The 17,574-nt window shown below is 64.4% G+C and carries 19 protein-coding genes, 1 tRNA gene and 1 pseudogene; 14 read left to right on the plus strand and 7 right to left on the minus strand.

The genetic code is table 11. The features are described from left to right. Positions 1 to 20 precede the first annotated feature (20 nt). From BRA1417_RS0123375 to BRA1417_RS0123410, 7 genes are all read left to right on the plus strand, one after another. The gene (locus tag BRA1417_RS0123375) at positions 21 to 2,057 is read left to right on the plus strand and encodes a hypothetical protein (protein WP_027517891.1); all 2,037 of its coding nucleotides are present in this window, start codon (positions 21 to 23) and stop codon (positions 2,055 to 2,057) included. Positions 2,058 to 2,408: 351 nt separating this feature from the next. After that, positions 2,409 to 3,188 carry an N-acetylmuramoyl-L-alanine amidase gene (locus tag BRA1417_RS40775; protein ID WP_051448374.1) on the plus strand — a complete coding sequence of 260 codons (780 nt, stop codon included), beginning with the start codon at positions 2,409 to 2,411 and terminating at the stop codon, positions 3,186 to 3,188. Beyond that, on the plus strand, positions 3,188 to 3,718 hold the full coding sequence (locus BRA1417_RS41805; RefSeq protein WP_027517893.1) for a sterol desaturase family protein: 531 nt from the start codon (positions 3,188 to 3,190) through the stop codon (positions 3,716 to 3,718). The genes BRA1417_RS40775 and BRA1417_RS41805 overlap by 1 nt, the downstream gene beginning before the upstream one ends. 47 nt (positions 3,719 to 3,765) lie before the next feature. Next, the gene (locus BRA1417_RS0123395; RefSeq protein ID WP_027517894.1) at positions 3,766 to 4,122 is read left to right on the plus strand and encodes a hypothetical protein; all 357 of its coding nucleotides are present in this window, start codon (positions 3,766 to 3,768) and stop codon (positions 4,120 to 4,122) included. A 9-nt stretch (positions 4,123 to 4,131) separates the two neighbouring features. After that, complete coding sequence (locus BRA1417_RS0123400; RefSeq protein ID WP_027517895.1) at positions 4,132 to 4,548, plus strand: hypothetical protein; 417 nt, start codon at positions 4,132 to 4,134, stop codon at positions 4,546 to 4,548. Continuing rightward, complete coding sequence (locus BRA1417_RS0123405) at positions 4,545 to 4,835, plus strand: hypothetical protein (protein WP_027517896.1); 291 nt, start codon at positions 4,545 to 4,547, stop codon at positions 4,833 to 4,835. The genes BRA1417_RS0123400 and BRA1417_RS0123405 overlap by 4 nt, the downstream gene beginning before the upstream one ends. A gap of 63 nt (positions 4,836 to 4,898) precedes the next feature. Further along, a complete protein-coding gene (locus BRA1417_RS0123410; protein ID WP_035968754.1) occupies positions 4,899 to 5,207 on the plus strand; it encodes a hypothetical protein in 309 nt (102 codons plus the stop codon). A gap of 18 nt (positions 5,208 to 5,225) precedes the next feature. On the opposite strand, the gene BRA1417_RS44205 is transcribed toward BRA1417_RS0123410, so the two are convergent. Then, positions 5,226 to 5,480, minus strand: coding sequence for a hypothetical protein (locus BRA1417_RS44205; RefSeq protein ID WP_156948881.1), 255 nt, complete (start codon positions 5,478 to 5,480; stop codon positions 5,226 to 5,228). 331 nt (positions 5,481 to 5,811) lie between these two features. Between BRA1417_RS44205 and BRA1417_RS40785 the strand changes: the two genes are divergently transcribed. Genes BRA1417_RS40785 through BRA1417_RS0123440 form a run of 5 tightly spaced genes read left to right on the plus strand, consistent with a single transcriptional unit; the run spans position 5,812 to position 7,847 of the window. Next, the gene (locus BRA1417_RS40785) at positions 5,812 to 6,201 is read left to right on the plus strand and encodes a hypothetical protein (protein WP_035969494.1); all 390 of its coding nucleotides are present in this window, start codon (positions 5,812 to 5,814) and stop codon (positions 6,199 to 6,201) included. Next, positions 6,198 to 6,518, plus strand: a complete 321-nt coding sequence (locus tag BRA1417_RS0123425) for a hypothetical protein (protein ID WP_156948882.1) — start codon at positions 6,198 to 6,200, stop codon at positions 6,516 to 6,518. The genes BRA1417_RS40785 and BRA1417_RS0123425 overlap by 4 nt, the downstream gene beginning before the upstream one ends. Before the next feature lies 1 nt (position 6,519). Then, positions 6,520 to 6,789 (plus strand): hypothetical protein, encoded by a 270-nt coding sequence (locus BRA1417_RS0123430; protein ID WP_027517899.1) that lies wholly within the window; start codon positions 6,520 to 6,522, stop codon positions 6,787 to 6,789. Then, positions 6,786 to 7,466 (plus strand): hypothetical protein, encoded by a 681-nt coding sequence (locus BRA1417_RS0123435; RefSeq protein ID WP_027517900.1) that lies wholly within the window; start codon positions 6,786 to 6,788, stop codon positions 7,464 to 7,466. The genes BRA1417_RS0123430 and BRA1417_RS0123435 overlap by 4 nt, the downstream gene beginning before the upstream one ends. Before the next feature lie 12 nt (positions 7,467 to 7,478). Then, positions 7,479 to 7,847, plus strand: coding sequence for a hypothetical protein (locus BRA1417_RS0123440; RefSeq protein WP_027517901.1), 369 nt, complete (start codon positions 7,479 to 7,481; stop codon positions 7,845 to 7,847). Between the two features lie 386 nt (positions 7,848 to 8,233). On the opposite strand, the gene BRA1417_RS0123450 is transcribed toward BRA1417_RS0123440, so the two are convergent. Both BRA1417_RS0123450 and BRA1417_RS0123455 read right to left on the minus strand, forming a co-directional pair. Further along, positions 8,234 to 9,055, minus strand: a complete 822-nt coding sequence (locus tag BRA1417_RS0123450; protein WP_027517902.1) for a hypothetical protein — start codon at positions 9,053 to 9,055, stop codon at positions 8,234 to 8,236. Between the two features lie 186 nt (positions 9,056 to 9,241). After that, entirely contained in the window at positions 9,242 to 9,844 is a 603-nt protein-coding gene (locus BRA1417_RS0123455; RefSeq protein WP_027517903.1) for an RNA ligase family protein, read from the minus strand. An 805-nt stretch (positions 9,845 to 10,649) separates the two neighbouring features. On the opposite strand from BRA1417_RS0123455, the pseudogene BRA1417_RS46325 reads away from it, so the two are divergent. Further along, a pseudogene (locus tag BRA1417_RS46325) lies at positions 10,650 to 10,754 on the plus strand (PEPxxWA-CTERM sorting domain-containing protein); the annotation flags it as partial. Positions 10,755 to 10,824: 70 nt separating this feature from the next. On the opposite strand, the gene BRA1417_RS40790 reads toward BRA1417_RS46325, so the two are convergent. From BRA1417_RS40790 to BRA1417_RS0123480, 4 genes are all read right to left on the minus strand, one after another. Beyond that, entirely contained in the window at positions 10,825 to 11,070 is a 246-nt protein-coding gene (locus BRA1417_RS40790) for a hypothetical protein (protein ID WP_035968758.1), read from the minus strand. Between the two features lie 13 nt (positions 11,071 to 11,083). Next, positions 11,084 to 11,245: a hypothetical protein gene (locus BRA1417_RS44930; RefSeq protein ID WP_198034940.1), complete on the minus strand. Its 162-nt coding sequence runs from the start codon at positions 11,243 to 11,245 to the stop codon at positions 11,084 to 11,086. 217 nt (positions 11,246 to 11,462) lie between these two features. After that, entirely contained in the window at positions 11,463 to 11,780 is a 318-nt protein-coding gene (locus tag BRA1417_RS0123475; protein ID WP_027517905.1) for a hypothetical protein, read from the minus strand. A gap of 101 nt (positions 11,781 to 11,881) precedes the next feature. Next, a tRNA-Arg gene (locus BRA1417_RS0123480) sits at positions 11,882 to 11,958 on the minus strand. 403 nt (positions 11,959 to 12,361) lie between these two features. Between BRA1417_RS0123480 and BRA1417_RS0123485 the strand changes: the two genes are divergently transcribed. Then, positions 12,362 to 17,566: an alpha-2-macroglobulin gene (locus tag BRA1417_RS0123485; RefSeq protein ID WP_027517906.1), complete on the plus strand. Its 5,205-nt coding sequence runs from the start codon at positions 12,362 to 12,364 to the stop codon at positions 17,564 to 17,566. Positions 17,567 to 17,574: the final 8 nt, after the last annotated feature.

The following is a 17,574-nucleotide window of genomic DNA, read 5'->3' on the forward strand; positions in this document are numbered from 1 at the left end:
CTGGAAAAGGAACACTTCGCATGAAGCTGCAACGCCTTCTCGGCGCGGTCTGCGCTGCGCTGCTGCTTGTCGCGCCGCTGCGCGCGGCCGAGCAGTCGAGCTATGTCACGCCGACCGCCGGGCCGATGAGCATGGCCACGTTCACGGCGACCTATCTCAATCCGGCACTCCGGGCGCTGGCGGCATGCCACAACGGTTCATCGGCGCCGGCAAACGGGCCGAGCAGTGCGCCGATGGCCTATCAGGTCTGGTGCGACACCACGACCAACCCGGCGATCGTCAAGCGCTATGACGGCGCGTCCTGGGTGGCCATCGGTGCGCTCGATACCGTCTCCCACGCTTGGACGCCGTACCTCACCGGTGGCACCTCCGGCGGCCTGCCTTACTTCTCGAGCACGGGGGTGATGGCGTCCTCGGCCTTGCTGGCGCAGAACGGTTTTGTCGTCGGCGGTGGCGCTGGTGCGGCGCCGGCCTCGATCGCGGCGTGCACGGCCGACCAGATCGCGTTCGGCCGGACCGGAAGCGCGCCGCTGTGCCGCACGGTGACCGGTGACATCAGCTTTGCGACTGGCGTCAGCGCGGTCGGCGCCTCCAAGGTCACCTCGGCGATGCTCAATGCCGACGTATTCTCGACCGCGCATAGCTGGTCCGGCCAGCAGACTTTGGTGGCGCCGATCCTGGGCACGCCGGCCTCCGGGACGCTCACCAACGCCACGGGCCTGCCGATCGCGACGGGCGTCTCCGGGCTTGGCACCGGCGTCGCTGCGGCGCTCGCGGTCAATACCGGCTCTGCCGGCGCGCCGGTGTTGTTCAATGGCGCGTTGGGAGCGCCATCGTCGGGCACGCTGACCAATGCGACGGGGCTGCCGGTGGCGAGCGGCGTCAGTGGGCTTGGGACCGGGGTTGCGACATTTCTGGCGACGCCGTCCAGCGCGAATCTGCGTGCGGCGTTGACCGACGAGGTCGGGACCGGGGCGGCGTATTTCATCGGCGGCGCGCTGGGCACGCCGGCCTCGGGCACAGCAACCAATCTGACTGGGCTTCCGATATCGAGCGGACTGACCGGAGCCGGGACGGGGGTTCTCACGGCGCTCGGCACCAACGTCGGCTCCGCCGGCTCGGTCATCGTGAATGGTGGTGCGCTGGGGACGCCGTCCTCGGGAACGCTAACCAGCGCGACCGGCTTGCCGCTGTCGACCGGCGTCACCGGAACGCTGCCGCTCAGCAATGGCGGCACCGGCCAGACCACGGCAGCGGCGGCGCGCGCCTCGTCCGGCCTCAATGTCGAGAGCTTCACCGGCCACGGCGACTCCATCTACACGATCCTGGCGACCGATCGCACCGTTGGCACCAACGCGGCCTTTACGGCCTCGCGCACCTGGACTCTGCCGGCCGCCAGCGTCGTCAATCCCGGCCAGGACCTTGTTGTTGCCGACTTCCAGGGCACGGTGACGGGAACCAATACGCTGGTGATCCAGCGCGCCGGCTCTGACACCGTCAACGGCGGCAGTGCGGTCACGATCTCGGTTGCGAACGGCGCCTATCTCTTCAAGAGCGACGGCGTCTCGAAATGGACCGCGCAATCGATGGGCGCGGCCTCAGGCGGCGGCGTTTCCAGCGTGACGTGCTTTGGCGTGGCGATAACGAGCTCCGGCACCTGTGCGACGGCCGCAACGAAGTCGGATCAGCAGACCGGCACTTCGACGACGGCGATCGTCACGCCATCGCAGCAGCAAAGTCATGATAGTGCGCTGAAGGCCTCGGCCGTTATCACGCAGTCTGCCGGGACATACACCCTGGTCGCCGCTCCCGTCAGCTACGGCGTCGCGTCGATCTCAAAATCATCGACAGGCATCGTGGTGGTGACGCTGAGCACGGCGATGGCGAGTGCTAACTACAAGGTGTTGTGCATGGCCACCCAGACCACGCCAGTCACCGTCCAGGAAGCGGGCGGAAACAGAACGACGACCACATTCGAGATAAGAATCCAGAGCGTCGGGGCAACCCCCGCCGCAACCGACAGTGGATTTTCCTGCGACGTTTCCGGGCGTCAGTGAGTTTGGGCGCACCGAAGCGCGGCGGCTGCTCCGGCGAACTGACAGAAATGCGCGGTCGCGGTGGCGCTTCCATAGGTGGTCGTGGGTGCGAATGCTGCGAGGGACATCGTGAGCAAAAGCGGAAGGCATATTCCGCAGGCCGCTGCCGCCAGCCCGACAACGGCTCCCGTCAATATTGCAGCTTGCTCGTCCATGTTGTCCCCCCAGCCGCGCGCAACCTGAATCGGAATGGCCTGAAAGTCAAGGGTTGGTCGGGAAAACCCGCCAGACCAAGTGGCGCGCCGACGCTGTTCCAGCTCAGGGAACTCTCGATATGCCGCCATCGCGGCATCTTCAGAAGGAGCTAAACCAATGACCTACAGCCTGACCTGGCTGCCCGGCGTGCTGCGCGACGCTGGCCTCGAGGTGCTCGAACATCCCGGCTGGCAAACCCGCGGCCATGGCGATATGGGCAAGGTGCAGGGCGTGTTGTGCCACCACACCTGCGGGCCGCTGCATGGCGATCTGCCCGACATCAATGTGCTGGTCGACGGCCGGCCGGATCTCGGCGGCCCGCTCTGCAATCTCGGCCTCGGCCGTTCGGGAAAGGTCTACATGATCGCGGCCGGCAAGGGCTGGCACGCCGGCGCCGGATCCTGGCAGGGCGTCACCGACGGCAATTCACACTTCATCGGCATCGAGGCCGAGAACACCGGCGAGACCAAGGGCCCGCGCGCCGAGGCGTGGCCCGACGTGCAGATGACGGCCTATATGCGGGTCTGCGCCGCGATCATCACGCACATCGGCGCCGGTGTGGGCATGGTCGCTGGCCACAAGGAATATGCACGTCCGCTCGGCCGCAAGGACGACCCCAGCTTCGACATGGTGATGTTCCGCGCCGGCGTTGCCCAGAAGGTCGCGAACAAGCCGGTCGCGGCGCAGGTGCCGCACCAGGCCGCAGGCGCCGGCACCGTCAACATCGACGGCCTCAACGTCCGCTCCAACGCTTCGGCGGCCTCGACCATCGTCGGCGTGCTGTTCAAGGGCGACAAAGTCGAGGTCAGCGGCGAGGTGATGAACGGCACCAGCAAATGGCTGCGCGTCGCCGGCGGCTACGTCGCCGCGCGCTATGTGGACGTTGCGGCGGGCTGATGGAAACCTGGCTCAACCTGTTCCGCCGGACCCGGCGGGAATATTTCGCGGACTTCTTCATCACGCCGCCGCTCACGCTCGGCCTGGTGCTGATCTCGCTGGCGCAGGCTGATTGGTGGTGGCCGGTGCTGTTCGGTGCGGGACTGCTGCTCTGGACCTTCTATGAGTACGTCACGCACCGCTGGGTCGCGCACGGCGTACCCTTCTTCCGCGAGGCGCACGCGCTGCACCACAAGGCGCAGCGCGACTACATCGCCCTACATCCAGTGGCGACGCTTGCGATGTATCTGGTGTTCTGGGCGCTGTTCGGCTTTGGCGGCGGCGCGATGTCGGCCGGGTTTTCGTCAGGCTACGTGTTCTACTCGATCTTGCACACCGCCTTCCATTACGGCGCGATCGAGCCTGGGCAGGGCCTCTATCGTCTGAAGCTGCGCCACGCGCTGCATCATCGCGCCGATTGCAATTACGGCGTTTCGACCTCGCTTTGGGACCGCGTCTTCGGCTCCGAGGCCGAGATCCGTCTCGTCTGAATCCGCCGCGCGACGGCATCGCGCTCAAGCATCATCGGAGAACGACCATGCAGCTGCCTACTCAGGCGCAAGTCAACACGGCTGGGCGCTATGCCGGCGCGATCGCCGGTACCGCGTTCGCGATCTTCGGCCTTCAGGCCAAGGGCATCTCGCTCGACCAGGTCAAGGCGATGATCGCGGCACTCGGGACCGTGATCAACGACATCGTTGTGTTCGCGGGCCTTGCGGCGACGGCCTACGCCTCGATCCGGGGCGTCGTGAGCTCGAGCCCGACCGGGCAGGCGGCATCGATTGGTGCCAACGCGTCGACCGTAGTGCAGCCCGCGCCTGGCGGGACCGCCACGGTCACCATCACGGATCCGGCGATGGCTTCGGCTGCGCTCGACGCGCAGCGGAAGGGCTAGGGGGCCGTGATGCTGAAACGCATTCTCGCAATTGCCGGGCTGGCTTTCGCGCTCGCCGGCTGCGCGCAGTGGCAGGCGATCGAGCAGAAGGTCTCGACCGTCGCCAATGCGATCTCCGGCGCCACGGTCAATCCGCAGGCCGTCCTGGTCGCCTCGAACATCTTCGATGGACTCGAGGTGACCGCGACCAACTATCTGCGGCTGGTCAAGTGCAACGGCACCACGCCGGTCTGCCGCGATCCCGTGGCCACCAGAGCCATCATCCCGGCCATCCGTTCCGGCCGGGTCGCCCGCAACAACCTGCAGCAGTTCTTCAAGGATCATCCGGGTCAGCTCGGCCCGGCCGGCCTCTACGACGCCCTGCAGAAAAGCATCGGGACGCTGCAGAGCGTCTTTGCGCAATACCAGATCGGAGGTGCGTCTTGACCGCGATGCTGACCACAATCCTCGGCCTGATCTCCGCGCTGGTGCCGGCGGGCACCAATGCGGCGCTGATCGAGAAGATCATCGAAGCCCTGATCGCAATCGTCCCCGTGGTGGTGAAGGAATATCAGGACCTGGCCCCGATCGTCCGCAACATCATTGGCGCGCTCAAGGCGGATCCGTCGACCACGGCGGCCCAGCTCGAGCAGCTGCAACAGCTCGAGGTGCAATGGGATGCCGACTTCGAGGCCGCGGCTGCGGCCGCTATCGCCGAAGACGGTGCCGGCTGAGCAAAATCCAGAAGGCGCGCCGCCGCGGGCTGTTCCGCGGCGGCAATCGGGCATGGGGATACGATGACAGCGACGCATCTCACGGAAGAAGACATCACCCGCATCGTTCGCGCCGTTTTGGATGCGGAAGCCGAGCGGCGCGGTCATACCCTCGATGATGTCGTGATGAAGGCGGTCGCGACAATCCTGACGTCCTTCGGCGTGGAGGATGATGATCGCAAGGAGATTCGGGCTGACTTCGAGCACCTTCGCAAATGGCGCAAAAGCGTGGAGCAGGCGCAGAGCCTGACGTTCCGCATGATTTTGACGGCGATCGTCACCGGCCTCGTCGGAGCAACCTGGCTCGGCATCAAGACGCTGCTCGGCAAATAACGATCGGCTCATAACCACTCAGTTCCAAAGGAGCATCACATGGTTCGTCACCGCATTCTCGCGGCGATTGCGCTCGCCTGCGCGACGCTGTTTTTCACGTCGACGGCAGACGCGCGGCATCTGCGCCATCACGCTGCGCACATGCAGTTGGCCCATCCCGACTGCAACGTGATCTTCCCCTGCGACGGGGTCGTGAGCTCGCCACGCGGCGAGATGATCGCACGCAAGGTCGGGATCGGCACGCCACAGAAGATCTATCGCCAACGCGCGCAAGGGCAGGGCGCCACGATCGTGTCACACCCAGCCGGTTGCCCGGCGCGGGCTTTCTGTGGCTGCGGGGCGGCCCTACGTGTCTTCGGCCAGCCCTTGCGCGAGCTATGGCTGGCGGCGAACTGGTTCAAGTTTCCGCGCGCAGCGCCTGGCGCCGGCATGGTCGCAGTGCGCCGGCACCATGTCTTCGTGCTCGAGCAACATCTCGGCGGGAGCACCTGGCAGGTCTACGATGCCAACTCAGGCGGGCACGCCACGCGCATCCACGCCCGCTCAATCGCTGGCTACACAATCGTTGACCCGCATGCCGGCGGCTGGCCTGGAGGGCGTAGCCATGCGCTGCGACTGGCTTGTGCCGCTCTTCATCCTCTTGGTCGCGGTGAGCTGGCCGCTGCCGTTTGTGCTCGCGCGCGAAGATGGCCGCTTCGCCAATTCGGAGCTTAAGCCCTGGTTCGACGGCTTGCGCAGCGGCAAGGGCCCGTGTTGCTCCGATGCCGACGGCTATGCGCTCGCCGACGTCGATTGGCAGAGCGCGGGCGTTCGGTACCGCGTGAGGATCCCGCGCTCGAACGACCCGGCCGATAAGAACGTGATGGTCTGGGTGGACGTGCCCGAAGATGCCGTGCTCACCGAGCCGAACCGCGCGGGCCGCACCATGGTGTGGCCGATCTGGGGCTACCAGGGGCCGACGATCCGCTGCTTCATGCCCGGGAGCATGACGTGAGGAATCCCACCAGACGAAAGTTTCTCGGCTTGCTCGCGGCAGCGCCCGTTGTCGCGCCAATGGTCGCGCAGGCTGCGGCTGCACGGAAGCTATATTTCAGCGGCGGCATTTCCGGGCTCTCGGGAGAGTTTCTGGTTGGCGAGGCGTGCGGAGAATCGCTGCTCACTCCGGCTCAGATGAACGCCTTTGACGCGGTGCTTTCAGCCCCGGCCGCGCCGAATGAGGCGTTGCGACGCTTGATGAGCATCGTGCCGCCGTGGAGCATTCCAAACCGTCTCTACGGCGCGCGCATCAACGACGACGGGGACGCGGTTTAGCATGTCGTCAATCCGCAAGCGTGTGTTCGGCTATCTCTGCGCAGCGCGCGAGCGAGGCGCCTTTCTCGTCTCCGGTATCTTCTGCGGTCTCGATGCTGAAGATATCGCCGACGAGATCGCGCGGGATTGGGATTCCGGTGATCGCGACGGCAAGCTGCTGTGGTCTCCCGGTGACAGCAAGCCGGAGGCTTCCGATATCGCGGCGCATGTAGAGGCATGGCTAGACCAGGAGGACGGCGTTCCGGCGCGCCGCGAGAAAATAAAGTCATGACACCGATCAAGGTCTTTTTTCTGGAGCCGACCGATCGCGAGCGGCAATGGCTGCGGCGCTTCCAGTTCTCGAGCAAGCGGATATGCAGCGCCAATGCCTATGGCTGCGACGCCATGTTCGAGATCGGCGAGGCCGACATTCTCTACACTGCGGACGGCATGATTGACGCGACGTCACAAGGGCCTCGCGCCATTCCATCCCGCGAGGATCCGCGGTGGCCCAGAACCTGCGCTGCGTGCGGCGAACCATTCCAACAGCATGACGAATATCAGCTTCACGGGAAGCAGATTTACGTCCGGCCGGATACTGGCGAGCGGTTCACGCTGCGCGACGCGCCGATCGGAGCCTGCTGGGATGCATGGTGGGTCCACCAGCGCGCCCGCCGGCGGTTTCCGGGGGAGGCGGTCGAGGCCGCTGGCGTCGGCAACATGATCGGCCCGGATGGCCGATCGCTGGTTGTCCGCTGCCCCGACGGTCATGACTGGATGATCGACAGCCGAGCGAGCAACTGCACCATGAAGGAAGACGACGCTCACCATTGCTGGGTGCGCCACGGCCGGCCCGAGGACGGCACACTTCACGTCGACAAGGCAGGCAATACCTGCGCTGCCGGCGCCGGCTCGATCCAGACCGACAAGTGGCACGGCTTCTTGCGCAACGGCTTTTTGGTTGAATGAGACGAGGCATCGATGAGCAAAACGATCTACGCACACACGGCCCTGAATCCACTTTACCCGGGCTACATCAACTTCACGCGCGAGGATGACGGCACGGTTTCCGTTCACCTGCGCGGCGACCCTCGATCAGTGGAGGCCTCGTACATCTGCGGATATGCGGCGGACAAGGGGAAGCCCGGCCGCTGCACGGCCGGCGACGATCGCTGCAACAACTACTGCAACATGGCCCCGTCAAAAGGACCGATGCAGCGGTCGCCGGCAGCCTGCGTCCAGGTCATCTGCAGCGAGGTCGTTAAGCTCTCGCTCTCGTCGGCCGAGTTCGAGCAGCTCGTCGCCGCTTTCGAGGAGATCGGCCGGCAACCTGAATTCGTCCGAGTTTAACCTCCCGGACGAATGCCGAGCCGCTGGGGGCGGCTCGGTCAGCCCGGCGCGCCATGACCCGGTGCGCCGGGTTTTCTTGTTACGAATGAAAAAAGCCCGCGAGCGTGAGGGGGAGGGCGCTTGGACTGCAAAGCCGACTAGCGCTGTCTTCGCTCCCGCATCCTGCGGGTGAGCCTGTCAGCCAGTATGGCGGCCAGAAAGCAAGCCGCCAACATCCCGCCCGAAAACAGAGCCAAGAACCAATTTTGGATCATTTCTCAACTATGCCTATTTGGTCCGCGACGCTTCGATACCAGGCCCTGGAGACCCATGCGGCGTGGCGGGGTTGTTACTTGCCGGTCTGCAAAGCTGACCGCGTTTTCGGAAGCAACAGCTTTGCCAGCAGTTCAACCCGGGGGCCGGATTTTTTGTATCTCCTTCATCAGCTGTAGGCGCGGGTCGTCATTGTCTTCGAGGTGTTTCTCGAATGACATCAGGTTGGTCCGAGATCTCCTAGCCTGCTGGTCTTCGTAGCCCTCGTTGCCGGAATATTCACAGTACTTCTGTAGCGCGGCGAGCGCGTTGTTGGCGGTTTCGCGCCATCGCTTCAGTCTGCTTATGGCTAACGGTTTGCTTGCGTTCCAGGTGGATAGTGCCCGCGCGTCCTGATGCAGTCTGCCGATGTCGGTCTTTAGATGTCGCGACATGATCGCGATTTCTGTGTAAATCGCTTTCAATTCCGGGTCGATCTCCCAGCCCAATTTGGCGTCGATCTCGTCGACGATGCGCTTCAGTTCGTTGTCGTCGTCCACTGTTTCCACGGCCGGTGGCGTGATCGGCCATGGCGGAGGATGGTCTAGTCGGACCTCGGCATCTCGTCCGTACAACCAGATGCTTTGAAGAAGCGATTCTGAGATGAAGAACATCGTTTCTCTGGCAAGGCGGCGTTGCAGTACGGCCTTGTCGGAAGCTGCCGATGGGCTATTGATAGTGACTGGCCCGGCGTAAATCGTTCCCGCATTGCTACCGATAGCCATCGCCGTGTTGTTGGCGCCTTGTGCGCTCGCGTTGTTTTGAGGCTTTGCTGAGGCCTCTGGCTCCGGCTTGAAGCGGAGGATCGCGGTCGGACCAAATACGCCCAAGAGCCCCGCGATCCCTGCAAAAGCGACGAGGCGCAATGCCCAGTGGATATCGACGAGCAGGGCGGAGATCTTGAAAATGTAGTCCATCAGGGGATCAAAAACTTCGCGACGGGGTGCAACCAGTAGCAGAATACAGGGCCAGCGGCCTCTTTGTCACCAATGGGTTGCCGGCAAACAGGCGCAACGTATCCAGTATCCAAAAGGTACCATGTTGCAAAAGAAACGCAGTAAAAACAAAGGCTGACCCTCGCACCATCCGGGGTGCGCCGGGCCTTATTTGTGCGCGTCCATCACCCGGGTGAATGCTGGGTGCGTGCGGTTCTTGACCTTGATCCAGTCCTTCGACCGGCCGCCGCTGTAGCGGCGATCGCGGCGCTTCGACACCAGGCCCTCGAGGCCCATGCGGGCGGCGGCGCCGAACAGCTCGCTGCCGATCTCACCTGGCTCGAACGGCGCGACGAACATGCCGTCAGGGCGGCCGCGCAGCAGCCGCGCCAGATTGGTCTTGCGCATCGAGAGCGGCAGTGCACGAAGATCCTCGCCGCCAAGCGCGAGGACGTCAAAGGCGTAGAGCTGCACCTCGTCGTCGTGCTTGCGCGAATGCAGCGCGTTGAAGTCGGACACGCCGTCGACGCCGAGCACCACGGCCTCGCCATCGATGACGAACTGCTGCTCGCGGTTCTTCAGCGCCGCTTCGACGATCCAGGGGAAGCGCGTCGTCCAGTCATGGCCGTTCCTGGTGATCAGCCGCACGGCCTTGCCCTGGCGCTCGACGCGCAGGCGATATCCGTCATATTTAATTTCGTGGATCCAGTCGGCGCCGTCAGGCACGACCTTGGCGGCCGTGGGCAGGCAGAACTCGAACGATTTGGGCATGGCTGAAAGATGGGCATCGGCAACGCTTATTGCGAATCTGGAACCCGCGCGCCGAGCGGAAATGGGTGGAGGGTACGCGTCGCGGTCGAGGTTGTCAGAACGCCCGCGGCGCGGACCTAAACGCCAGCTAAGATGCTAAAAGCGCTTGAGATTGCCGTGTGACGTGGCTGCAGCTCGACCATACCGTCGCGAGTGACCAGCTTGGTAAATAACCCAAAGTGGCATTGCATCGACGGCGGAGTAAGCGTAACGATTCATTTACTAATAAAATCAATGGGCTGGAAAAATGAAAATGCACAAGGTTATATCGAGGACAATCGCGGCCTTAGCGATTGTTGGGTTTGGCTTCATCTCTGCCGCGCAAGCTGCTCCCGTTGTTACCTACAGTTGGACAACGACGAGCCAAGGTTTTGGCCCCCATGTGGGCCAGCCGTCCCTCGCCACCTTTGACGTTCCGTTGAGCGATGTGCTCGCGGGAATGATTCCCATGTTCGACGTGACAAATATCCAGGTCGCGTATCCCGGAATTACGTTGAACGCCTTCACCGTCAGCGGTACCGGCTTCGACTTCGCTGCCTACGTGAATCCTGTCAACGGCCAGTTTGTTTTTCACGATAATCAGCAGGGATTCGCGATCTTTGCCTACGACAGCAGCGATCCGAATTTCACGACCTTTGTGTCTATCCTTGCTGACAATCCCGTCTCGGGCATTGTGAAAGATCAGTTCAACGCACTCAACCACGGGACCCCTTATGCCGGGTTCCCGACCGCCGGATATTGGACCGCGAGTTTCCCCGTCGTCGCGGCGGTGCCTGAACCTTCAACTTGGGCGATGATGATGCTCGGCTTCGCAGGTGTCGGGTTCATGGCCTATCGGCGCAAGTCGAAACCAGCGCTAACGATCAGCTGATCCGACGCGGCCATAATTGAACTGAAGAGCCGCCTCGAGCGGCTCTTCTCATTTGACGGGAGAGGTCGGACTAGCTCCGCGGCTTCCGACGTGGCTTTCCAGCCGGGTTCCGCAGCAGCTGGCGCATGATCTCCATGTTGGTGAGGCCGGGGTCGAAGCCCTTCGGCAGCACGGGCAGCTCGTCGTGCGCGGCATCGTTGCAGTTCGGGCAGGGCTCGCCGGCGCCGCCACAGCCGCAGGCCTTGGGCCCGTCCCAAGGCCGATCGGGATGGCTCTCGCAAACCCAGTGAGTGCCGTCACAGCGGGCGCATGCCACGTCCGGTCCTCCGTCAATGTGCCGTGGGCTCTTCCTCGATCTCCTGGCCGTGCAGATGGTCGAGCACGTCACCCAGGTCGCGCATGTCCAGCATCTTGCCGCAGACCGGGCATCGGATGAAGTGCTCGCGTTCGTCTTGCGGCGCAGGACCTTGCGGCTTGCCCTCCCGGAACATCAAGCCGCGCCCCGGAGCGGCAGCGTATTGCGGTCGAGGCGATCGGCCGGCACGATCGAGGGCGAGGAACGCATACGCTTACTCCATACTATCGCCCCCGACGGAGACACGGCCCCGGCTTCAGGGGGCTTTTGAGGTTAGGCCGGGGCCGCTCCGCCAGCTCGGGCGGTGAGCCGGCAGCGGTTTAACCTTCGACCGAATTCCACGTTCCTTGTCTTTATCGGTGCCACGGGCGCCGGCGGCCCTGGATCTCGCGTGCCTTCCTGATGTCATCGTAGCTGATCTGCCCGTGCAGATCGTCCCACGCGGTGCGGAAGCGGGCCTTGGCCTCGGTGAGGCTGCCGGCGCCGCCGCGGTGCTGGTCGCGCTGGGGCACGTTCGGCAGGAAGACCGACCAGGACCACCCGTCGCTGCCGCCGACGCCGACGCCGCGCAAGATCCGTCCGATCGAAAGCTCGTCCCAGATTACCTCGTAATCATCAGGCACGGTTTCGCCGCCGATCACGGTGCGGCGCATAGTGAGGTCGTCTGACATGTGAGAACGAATAGAGAATTTTTCCTCACCCGAAAAGGGTGCTCAAAAGGTGAGAAAACCACGCCATTTTTTGTCAGCAAAATCAGCGACGCTAAAAGCGCTGGCGATCCCGGCAGGAATCGAACCTGCAACCCTCAGAGTAGAAATCTGATGCTCTATCCAGTTGAGCTACGGGACCGTCTTGAGCCGCCCTGGTTTGGGGCTGGCTGTTCATCTACCATGCCAATATGAAAAATATCGCCTTTCGCCAAGCCTGAACCGAACCGTTTTCCGCGAAGCCGCGACAAAGCGGAACGGTGGGGTGTCAGGGTGCCGGGTTGAGCGGCAGCGGACTGGACGATGGATCACATCGCCGGGAACGCTGGAAAGCTTCCGGGACACGGCCGCCGGACGACTGGTCGGGTATTGCTGCGCCATCAGGACGGCGTGCGTGGCGGTAGCTTGATTGGTCTCCTCTGGGCGTGCCTTGTCATGGCGAATGCGACGGTTTGCACCTTTGGTTCCATCGCCTTGAGTCCGTCACCTTTCCGCGCATTTCATGCGACAAGCGGCGTTCGTCCGCGATTTCCGGGAGTCCATCCATGATCGGTCTTGTTCGCGCCGTCACACTCTGCGCCACGCTGGCGTTCGGCCTTAGCGTTGCGCAGGCCGCCGACAAAGCCTTCAAGCGGGACGACCTCGCCGATTCCGCGATCAAGCTGGAGGCGCAGATCAAGGGCGAGGCGGGGCCGGTCGCCAAGAGCGGCGCGAGCTTGCGCACCGATGCCGATGCTGCCTTCCGGCGCAACGACTATCGCACCGGCCTGTCGGTGCTCGGCCAAATCGCGGCAACCACGCCGGAGGATGCCGGCAACTGGCTGCGGCTGGCGAAAGTCATCTTCCAGATATCGCCGAAGAGTTCGAGCGAGCAGACCTTCCTGCTGGAGCGCGCCTCGACTGCCGCCTACATAGCCTATCAGCGCGCCGGCAATGCGGGCGAGGAGGCCGACGCGCTCGCGGTGCTCGGCAAATCGCTGTCCGAACGGAAACTGTGGCGGCCGGCGCTGGATGCGCTGCGGCTGTCGCTCGACATGCGCGAGGTCGCCGATGTCCGCGGCCAATATGAGAAGATGCGCGACGAGCACGGGTTTCGGCTGCTCGACTACACCGTGGATTCGGACTCCGCCAGTCCGCGCGCCTGCTTCCAGTTCTCGGAGGAGCTGGCAAAACGCACCGATTTCGCGCCGTACCTCGCGCTGGCGGGCCAGGACAAGCCGGCGCTGTCGGCCGAGGGCAAGCAGCTCTGCGTCGACGGGTTGAAGCATGGCGAGCGCTACAACATCAATCTACGCGCCGGCCTGCCGTCCACCGTGAAGGAGGGCCTGCCGAAATCGGCCGAGTTCAACGTCTATGTGCGCGACCGCAAGCCGTTCGTGCGCTTCACCAGCCGCGCCTATGTGCTGCCGAGGACAGGCCAGCGCGGCATTCCCGTCGTCAGCGTCAACACGCCAGCCGTCAACATCAACGTGTTCCGGATCGGCGACCGCAATCTGATCAACACGGTGGTCGACAGCGATTTCCAGAAGACGCTGTCGAAATACCAGCTCAGCGATCTCGGCGGCGAGCGCGGCGTGAAAGTCTGGACCGGCGAGCTTGCGACCGCGATGACGCTGAACCAGGACGTCACCACCGCATTCCCGGTCGACCAGGCGCTGGGCGAACTCCAGCCCGGCGTTTATGTGATGACGGCCGCGGCTAAGGGGCCGGGCTCGGACGACGACTATCAGCTCGCCACCCAATGGTTCATCGTCTCCGATCTCGGCGTCACGGTCTATTCCGGCAATGACGGCATCCATGTCTTCGTGAATTCGTTGGCGTCGACCGATCCGGTCGGCAAAGCCGAGGTGCGGCTGGTCGCGCGCAACAACGAGATCCTGGCCACCCGCAAGACCGATGACAGCGGCCATTTGCTGTTCGAGGCGGGGCTTGCGCGCGGCGAGGGCGGCCTGTCGCCGGCGATGCTCACCGTGACCGGCGAGAAGGCCGACTACGCCTTCCTCAGCCTCAGGTCTTCCGCCTTCGATCTGTCGGACCGTGGCGTTTCGGGCAGGGCTGTGCCTGCGGGAGCCGACGCCTTCGTCTATGCCGAGCGCGGCGTCTACCGCTCCAGCGAGACCGTCTATCTCACCGCGCTGTTGCGCGACGGGCAGGGCAACGCCGTCACCGGCGGGCCGATGACCCTGGTGATCGAGCGCCCCGACGGCGTCGAATACCGCCGCGCCATGCTGGCCGACCAGGGCGCCGGCGGGCGCACCCTGTCCGTGCCGCTCAACTCGGCCGTTCCGACCGGGACCTGGCGGGTGCGCGCCTTCACCGATCCGAAGGGCTCTTCGGTCGGCGAAACCACTTTCATGGTCGAGGACTACGTCCCTGATCGGATCGAATTCGACTTATCTGCCAAGGACAAGCTGATCAAAGCTAACGCTCCAGTGGAGCTTAAGGCGGACGGTCATTTCCTCTATGGCGCGCCGGCCTCCGGGCTGGCGCTCGAAGGCGACATGTTGGTCGCGCCCGCGTCGGAGCGGCCGGGCTTTGCCGGGTACCAGTTCGGCGTCGCCGACGAGGAGACCACCTCGAACGAGCGCACGCCGCTGGAGAACCTGCCGGAAGCTGACGCTAATGGCGTTGCGACTTTCCCGGTCACGCTCGACAAGCAGCCGGCCTCGACGCGGCCGCAGGAGGCGCAGATCTTTGTGCGCATGGTCGAGACCGGCGGCCGCGCCGTTGAACGCAAGATCGTGCTGCCGGTCGCGCCTGCTGCTGCCATGATCGGCATCAAGCCGCTGTTCGGCGATAAGAACGTCGCCGAGGGCGACAAGGCCGAGTTCGATGTCGTGTTCGTCTCGCCCGAGGGTGAGAGGCTTCGCCGCGATGGCCTGCGCTACGAGCTCCTGAAAATGGAGTCGCGCTACCAATGGTATCGCCAGAGCAATTACTGGGAGTACGAGCCAGTCAAATCGACCTCGCGCGTCTCCGACGGCGACGTGACCGTCGCCGCGGACAAGCCGTCGCGGATTTCGCTGAGCCCAAAGCCCGGCCGCTACCGGTTGGACGTGAAGTCGAACGACGCCGACGGGCCGGTGACCTCGGTGCAGTTCGACGTCGGCTGGTATTCCGACGGCAGCGCCGACACGCCGGACCTCCTGGAGACCTCGGTCGACAAGCCGCAATACGCCTCGGGCGACATGATGACCGTGTCGGTCAACGTCCGTAGTGCCGGCAAGCTGACCGTCAACGTGCTCGGCGATCGCCTGCTGACGACGCAGACCATCGACGTCAAGGAAGGCACCGCGCAGGTGAAGCTCCCGGTCGGCAAGGATTGGGGCACCGGCGCCTATGTGGTGGCGACGCTGCGCCGTCCGCTCGATGCGGCCGCGCAACGCATGCCGGGCCGTGCCATCGGCCTCAAATGGTTCGGCATCGACAAGCAGACCCGCACGTTACAAGTGAAGCTGACGCCGCCGGCTCTGATCCGGCCGAATGGGATGTTGAAGATCCCGGTCAAGCTCGACGGGCTCAATCCGGGCGAGGACGCCAAGATCGTCATCGCCGCGGTCGACGTCGGCATCCTCAACCTCACCAATTACAAGCCGCCGGCGCCGGACGACTATTATCTCGGTCAGCGCCGCCTGAGCGCGGAGATCCGCGATCTCTATGGGCAACTCATCGACGGCATGTCGGGCACGCGCGGGCAGATCAAGTCCGGCGGCGACGCCGGTGCCGCCGAGCTCCAGGGCTCGCCGCCCGCCCAAAAGCCGCTCGCGCTCTATTCGGGCATCGTCACCGTTGCCGCCGACGGCACGGCAGAAGTGAGCTTCGACATTCCGGAGTTCGCCGGCACCGCGCGCGTGATGGCGGTGGCGTGGACCGCGACCAAGCTCGGTCGTGCCAACACCGATATCGTGATCCGCGACCCTGTCGTGCTGACCACGACCCTGCCGCGCTTCCTGCTCAACGGCGACCACGGCACGGTCAATCTCGAGATCGACAATGTCGAGGGGCAGGCGGGCGACTACGTCATCAACGTGAAGACGGGCGGGCCGGTGAAGATGACCGGCAATCCCGCAACCACGGTCAAGCTCGCCGCCAAGCAGCGCAACTCCTTCTCGCTGGCCATCGATGCGACGGCGGCGGGGCAGGCGACGCTCGACGTAGACATCAAGGGGCCGAATGGCCTGGCGCTGGCGCGCCACTATGCGCTCGACGTCAAGGCGGCGACGCAAGTTCTGGCGCGGCGCTCGATCCGGACGCTCGCAAAGGGTGAGAGCCTGACGTTGACCTCGGATATGTTCGCCGATCTCGTGCCGGGTACCGGCAGCGTCTCGGTCTCGGCCAGCCTGTCGACTGCGCTTGATGCGGCGACGATCCTCAAGGCGCTCGATCGCTATCCCTATGGCTGCTCGGAGCAGATCACGAGTCGGGCGATGCCGTTGCTCTATGTCAACGATCTCGCTGCCGGCGCGCATCTGGCCATGGACACCGAAGTCGACCAGCGGATCCGCGACGCAATTGAGCGGCTTTTGGCCCGTCAGGGCTCCAATGGCTCGTTCGGGCTGTGGTCGGCAGGCGGTGACGACGCGTGGCTCGATGCGTATGTGACGGACTTCCTGACCCGCGCCCGCGAAAAGGGGTTTGTGGTGCCGGATGTGCTGTTCAAGACCGCGCTGGATCGTATCCGCAACTCCGTCGTCAACGGTAATGAGCCGGAGAAGGACGGCGGCCGCGATCTCGCCTACGGCCTCTATGTGCTTGCGCGGAACGGCGCGGCGCCAATCGGCGACCTCCGCTATCTCGCCGACACCAAGCTCTCCAACCTCGCAACTCCCATCGCGAAATCGCAGCTCGCCGCCGCGCTCGCGCTGGTCGGCGACCGCAACCGCGCGGAGCGGGTCTATGGCGCAGCCCTCGACAGTCTCGCCCCAAAGCCGGTGCTGGAGTTCGGCCGCACCGACTATGGCTCGCAGCTCCGCGATGCCGCAGCGCTGGTGTCGCTTGCCAGTGAAGGCAACGCGCCGAAGGCGACGCTGACGCAGGCGGTGTCGCGGGTCGAGACCGCGCGCGGGCTGACGCCCTACACCTCCACGCAGGAGAATGCGTGGCTGGTGCTGGCGGCGCGCGCGCTCGCCAAGGAGAACCTGTCGATGGAAGTCGACGGCCAGCCGGTCAAGACCGCGCTGTACCGCAGCTACAAGGCTGTGACGCTGGAGGGCAAGCCGCTGAAGATCACCAACACCGGCGATGCACCAGTGCAGGCGGTGATCTCGGTGTCGGGCTCGCCGGTGACGCCGGAGCCCGCGGCGTCGAACGGCTTCAAGATCGAGCGCAGTTTCTTCACGCTCGACGGCAAGCCCGCCGATATCAGCAAGGTCAAGCAGAACGACCGCTTCGCCGTGGTGCTCAAGATCACCGAGGCCAAGCCCGAGTACGGCCACATCATGGTGTCCGACTATCTGCCGGCGGGCCTCGAGATCGACAATCCAAAACTGGTGTCGTCGGGTGACAGCGGCACGCTGGGCTGGATCGAGGATGGCGAAGAGCCTGAGGATACCGAGTTCCGCGACGACCGCTTCACGGCGGCCGTCGACCGGGCCTCGGATTCCAAGGCGGTGTTCACGGTGGCCTATATCGTGCGTGTGGTCTCGCCCGGCAAATACGTGCTGCCGCAGGCCTACGTCGAGGACATGTACAATCCCTCGCGCTACGGCCGCACCGGGACCGGCACGGTCGAGGTGCGAGCGGCGAAGTGAGTGATGGC

This window comes from Bradyrhizobium sp. WSM1417 (assembly GCF_000515415.1).
Taxonomy (GTDB): Bacteria; Pseudomonadota; Alphaproteobacteria; order Rhizobiales; family Xanthobacteraceae; genus Bradyrhizobium.

Bases quoted from the DNA above. Each gene is read 5' to 3' on its own strand.
- BRA1417_RS0123375 (WP_027517891.1), top strand. From the start codon at position 21: ATGAAGCTGCAACGCCTTCTCGGCGCGGTCTGCGCTGCGCTGCTGCTT.
- BRA1417_RS40775 (WP_051448374.1), top strand. From the start codon at position 2,409: ATGACCTACAGCCTGACCTGGCTGCCCGGCGTGCTGCGCGACGCTGGC.
- BRA1417_RS41805 (WP_027517893.1), top strand. From the start codon at position 3,188: ATGGAAACCTGGCTCAACCTGTTCCGCCGGACCCGGCGGGAATATTTC.
- BRA1417_RS0123395 (WP_027517894.1), top strand. From the start codon at position 3,766: ATGCAGCTGCCTACTCAGGCGCAAGTCAACACGGCTGGGCGCTATGCC.
- BRA1417_RS0123400 (WP_027517895.1), top strand. From the start codon at position 4,132: ATGCTGAAACGCATTCTCGCAATTGCCGGGCTGGCTTTCGCGCTCGCC.
- BRA1417_RS0123410 (WP_035968754.1), top strand. From the start codon at position 4,899: ATGACAGCGACGCATCTCACGGAAGAAGACATCACCCGCATCGTTCGC.
- BRA1417_RS40785 (WP_035969494.1), top strand. From the start codon at position 5,812: ATGCGCTGCGACTGGCTTGTGCCGCTCTTCATCCTCTTGGTCGCGGTG.
- BRA1417_RS0123430 (WP_027517899.1), top strand. From the start codon at position 6,520: ATGTCGTCAATCCGCAAGCGTGTGTTCGGCTATCTCTGCGCAGCGCGC.
- BRA1417_RS0123435 (WP_027517900.1), top strand. From the start codon at position 6,786: ATGACACCGATCAAGGTCTTTTTTCTGGAGCCGACCGATCGCGAGCGG.
- BRA1417_RS0123440 (WP_027517901.1), top strand. From the start codon at position 7,479: ATGAGCAAAACGATCTACGCACACACGGCCCTGAATCCACTTTACCCG.
- BRA1417_RS0123450 (WP_027517902.1), bottom strand. From the start codon at position 9,055: ATGGACTACATTTTCAAGATCTCCGCCCTGCTCGTCGATATCCACTGG.
- BRA1417_RS0123455 (WP_027517903.1), bottom strand. From the start codon at position 9,844: ATGCCCAAATCGTTCGAGTTCTGCCTGCCCACGGCCGCCAAGGTCGTG.
- BRA1417_RS44930 (WP_198034940.1), bottom strand. From the start codon at position 11,245: ATGTTCCGGGAGGGCAAGCCGCAAGGTCCTGCGCCGCAAGACGAACGC.
- BRA1417_RS0123475 (WP_027517905.1), bottom strand. From the start codon at position 11,780: ATGTCAGACGACCTCACTATGCGCCGCACCGTGATCGGCGGCGAAACC.
- BRA1417_RS0123485 (WP_027517906.1), top strand. From the start codon at position 12,362: ATGATCGGTCTTGTTCGCGCCGTCACACTCTGCGCCACGCTGGCGTTC.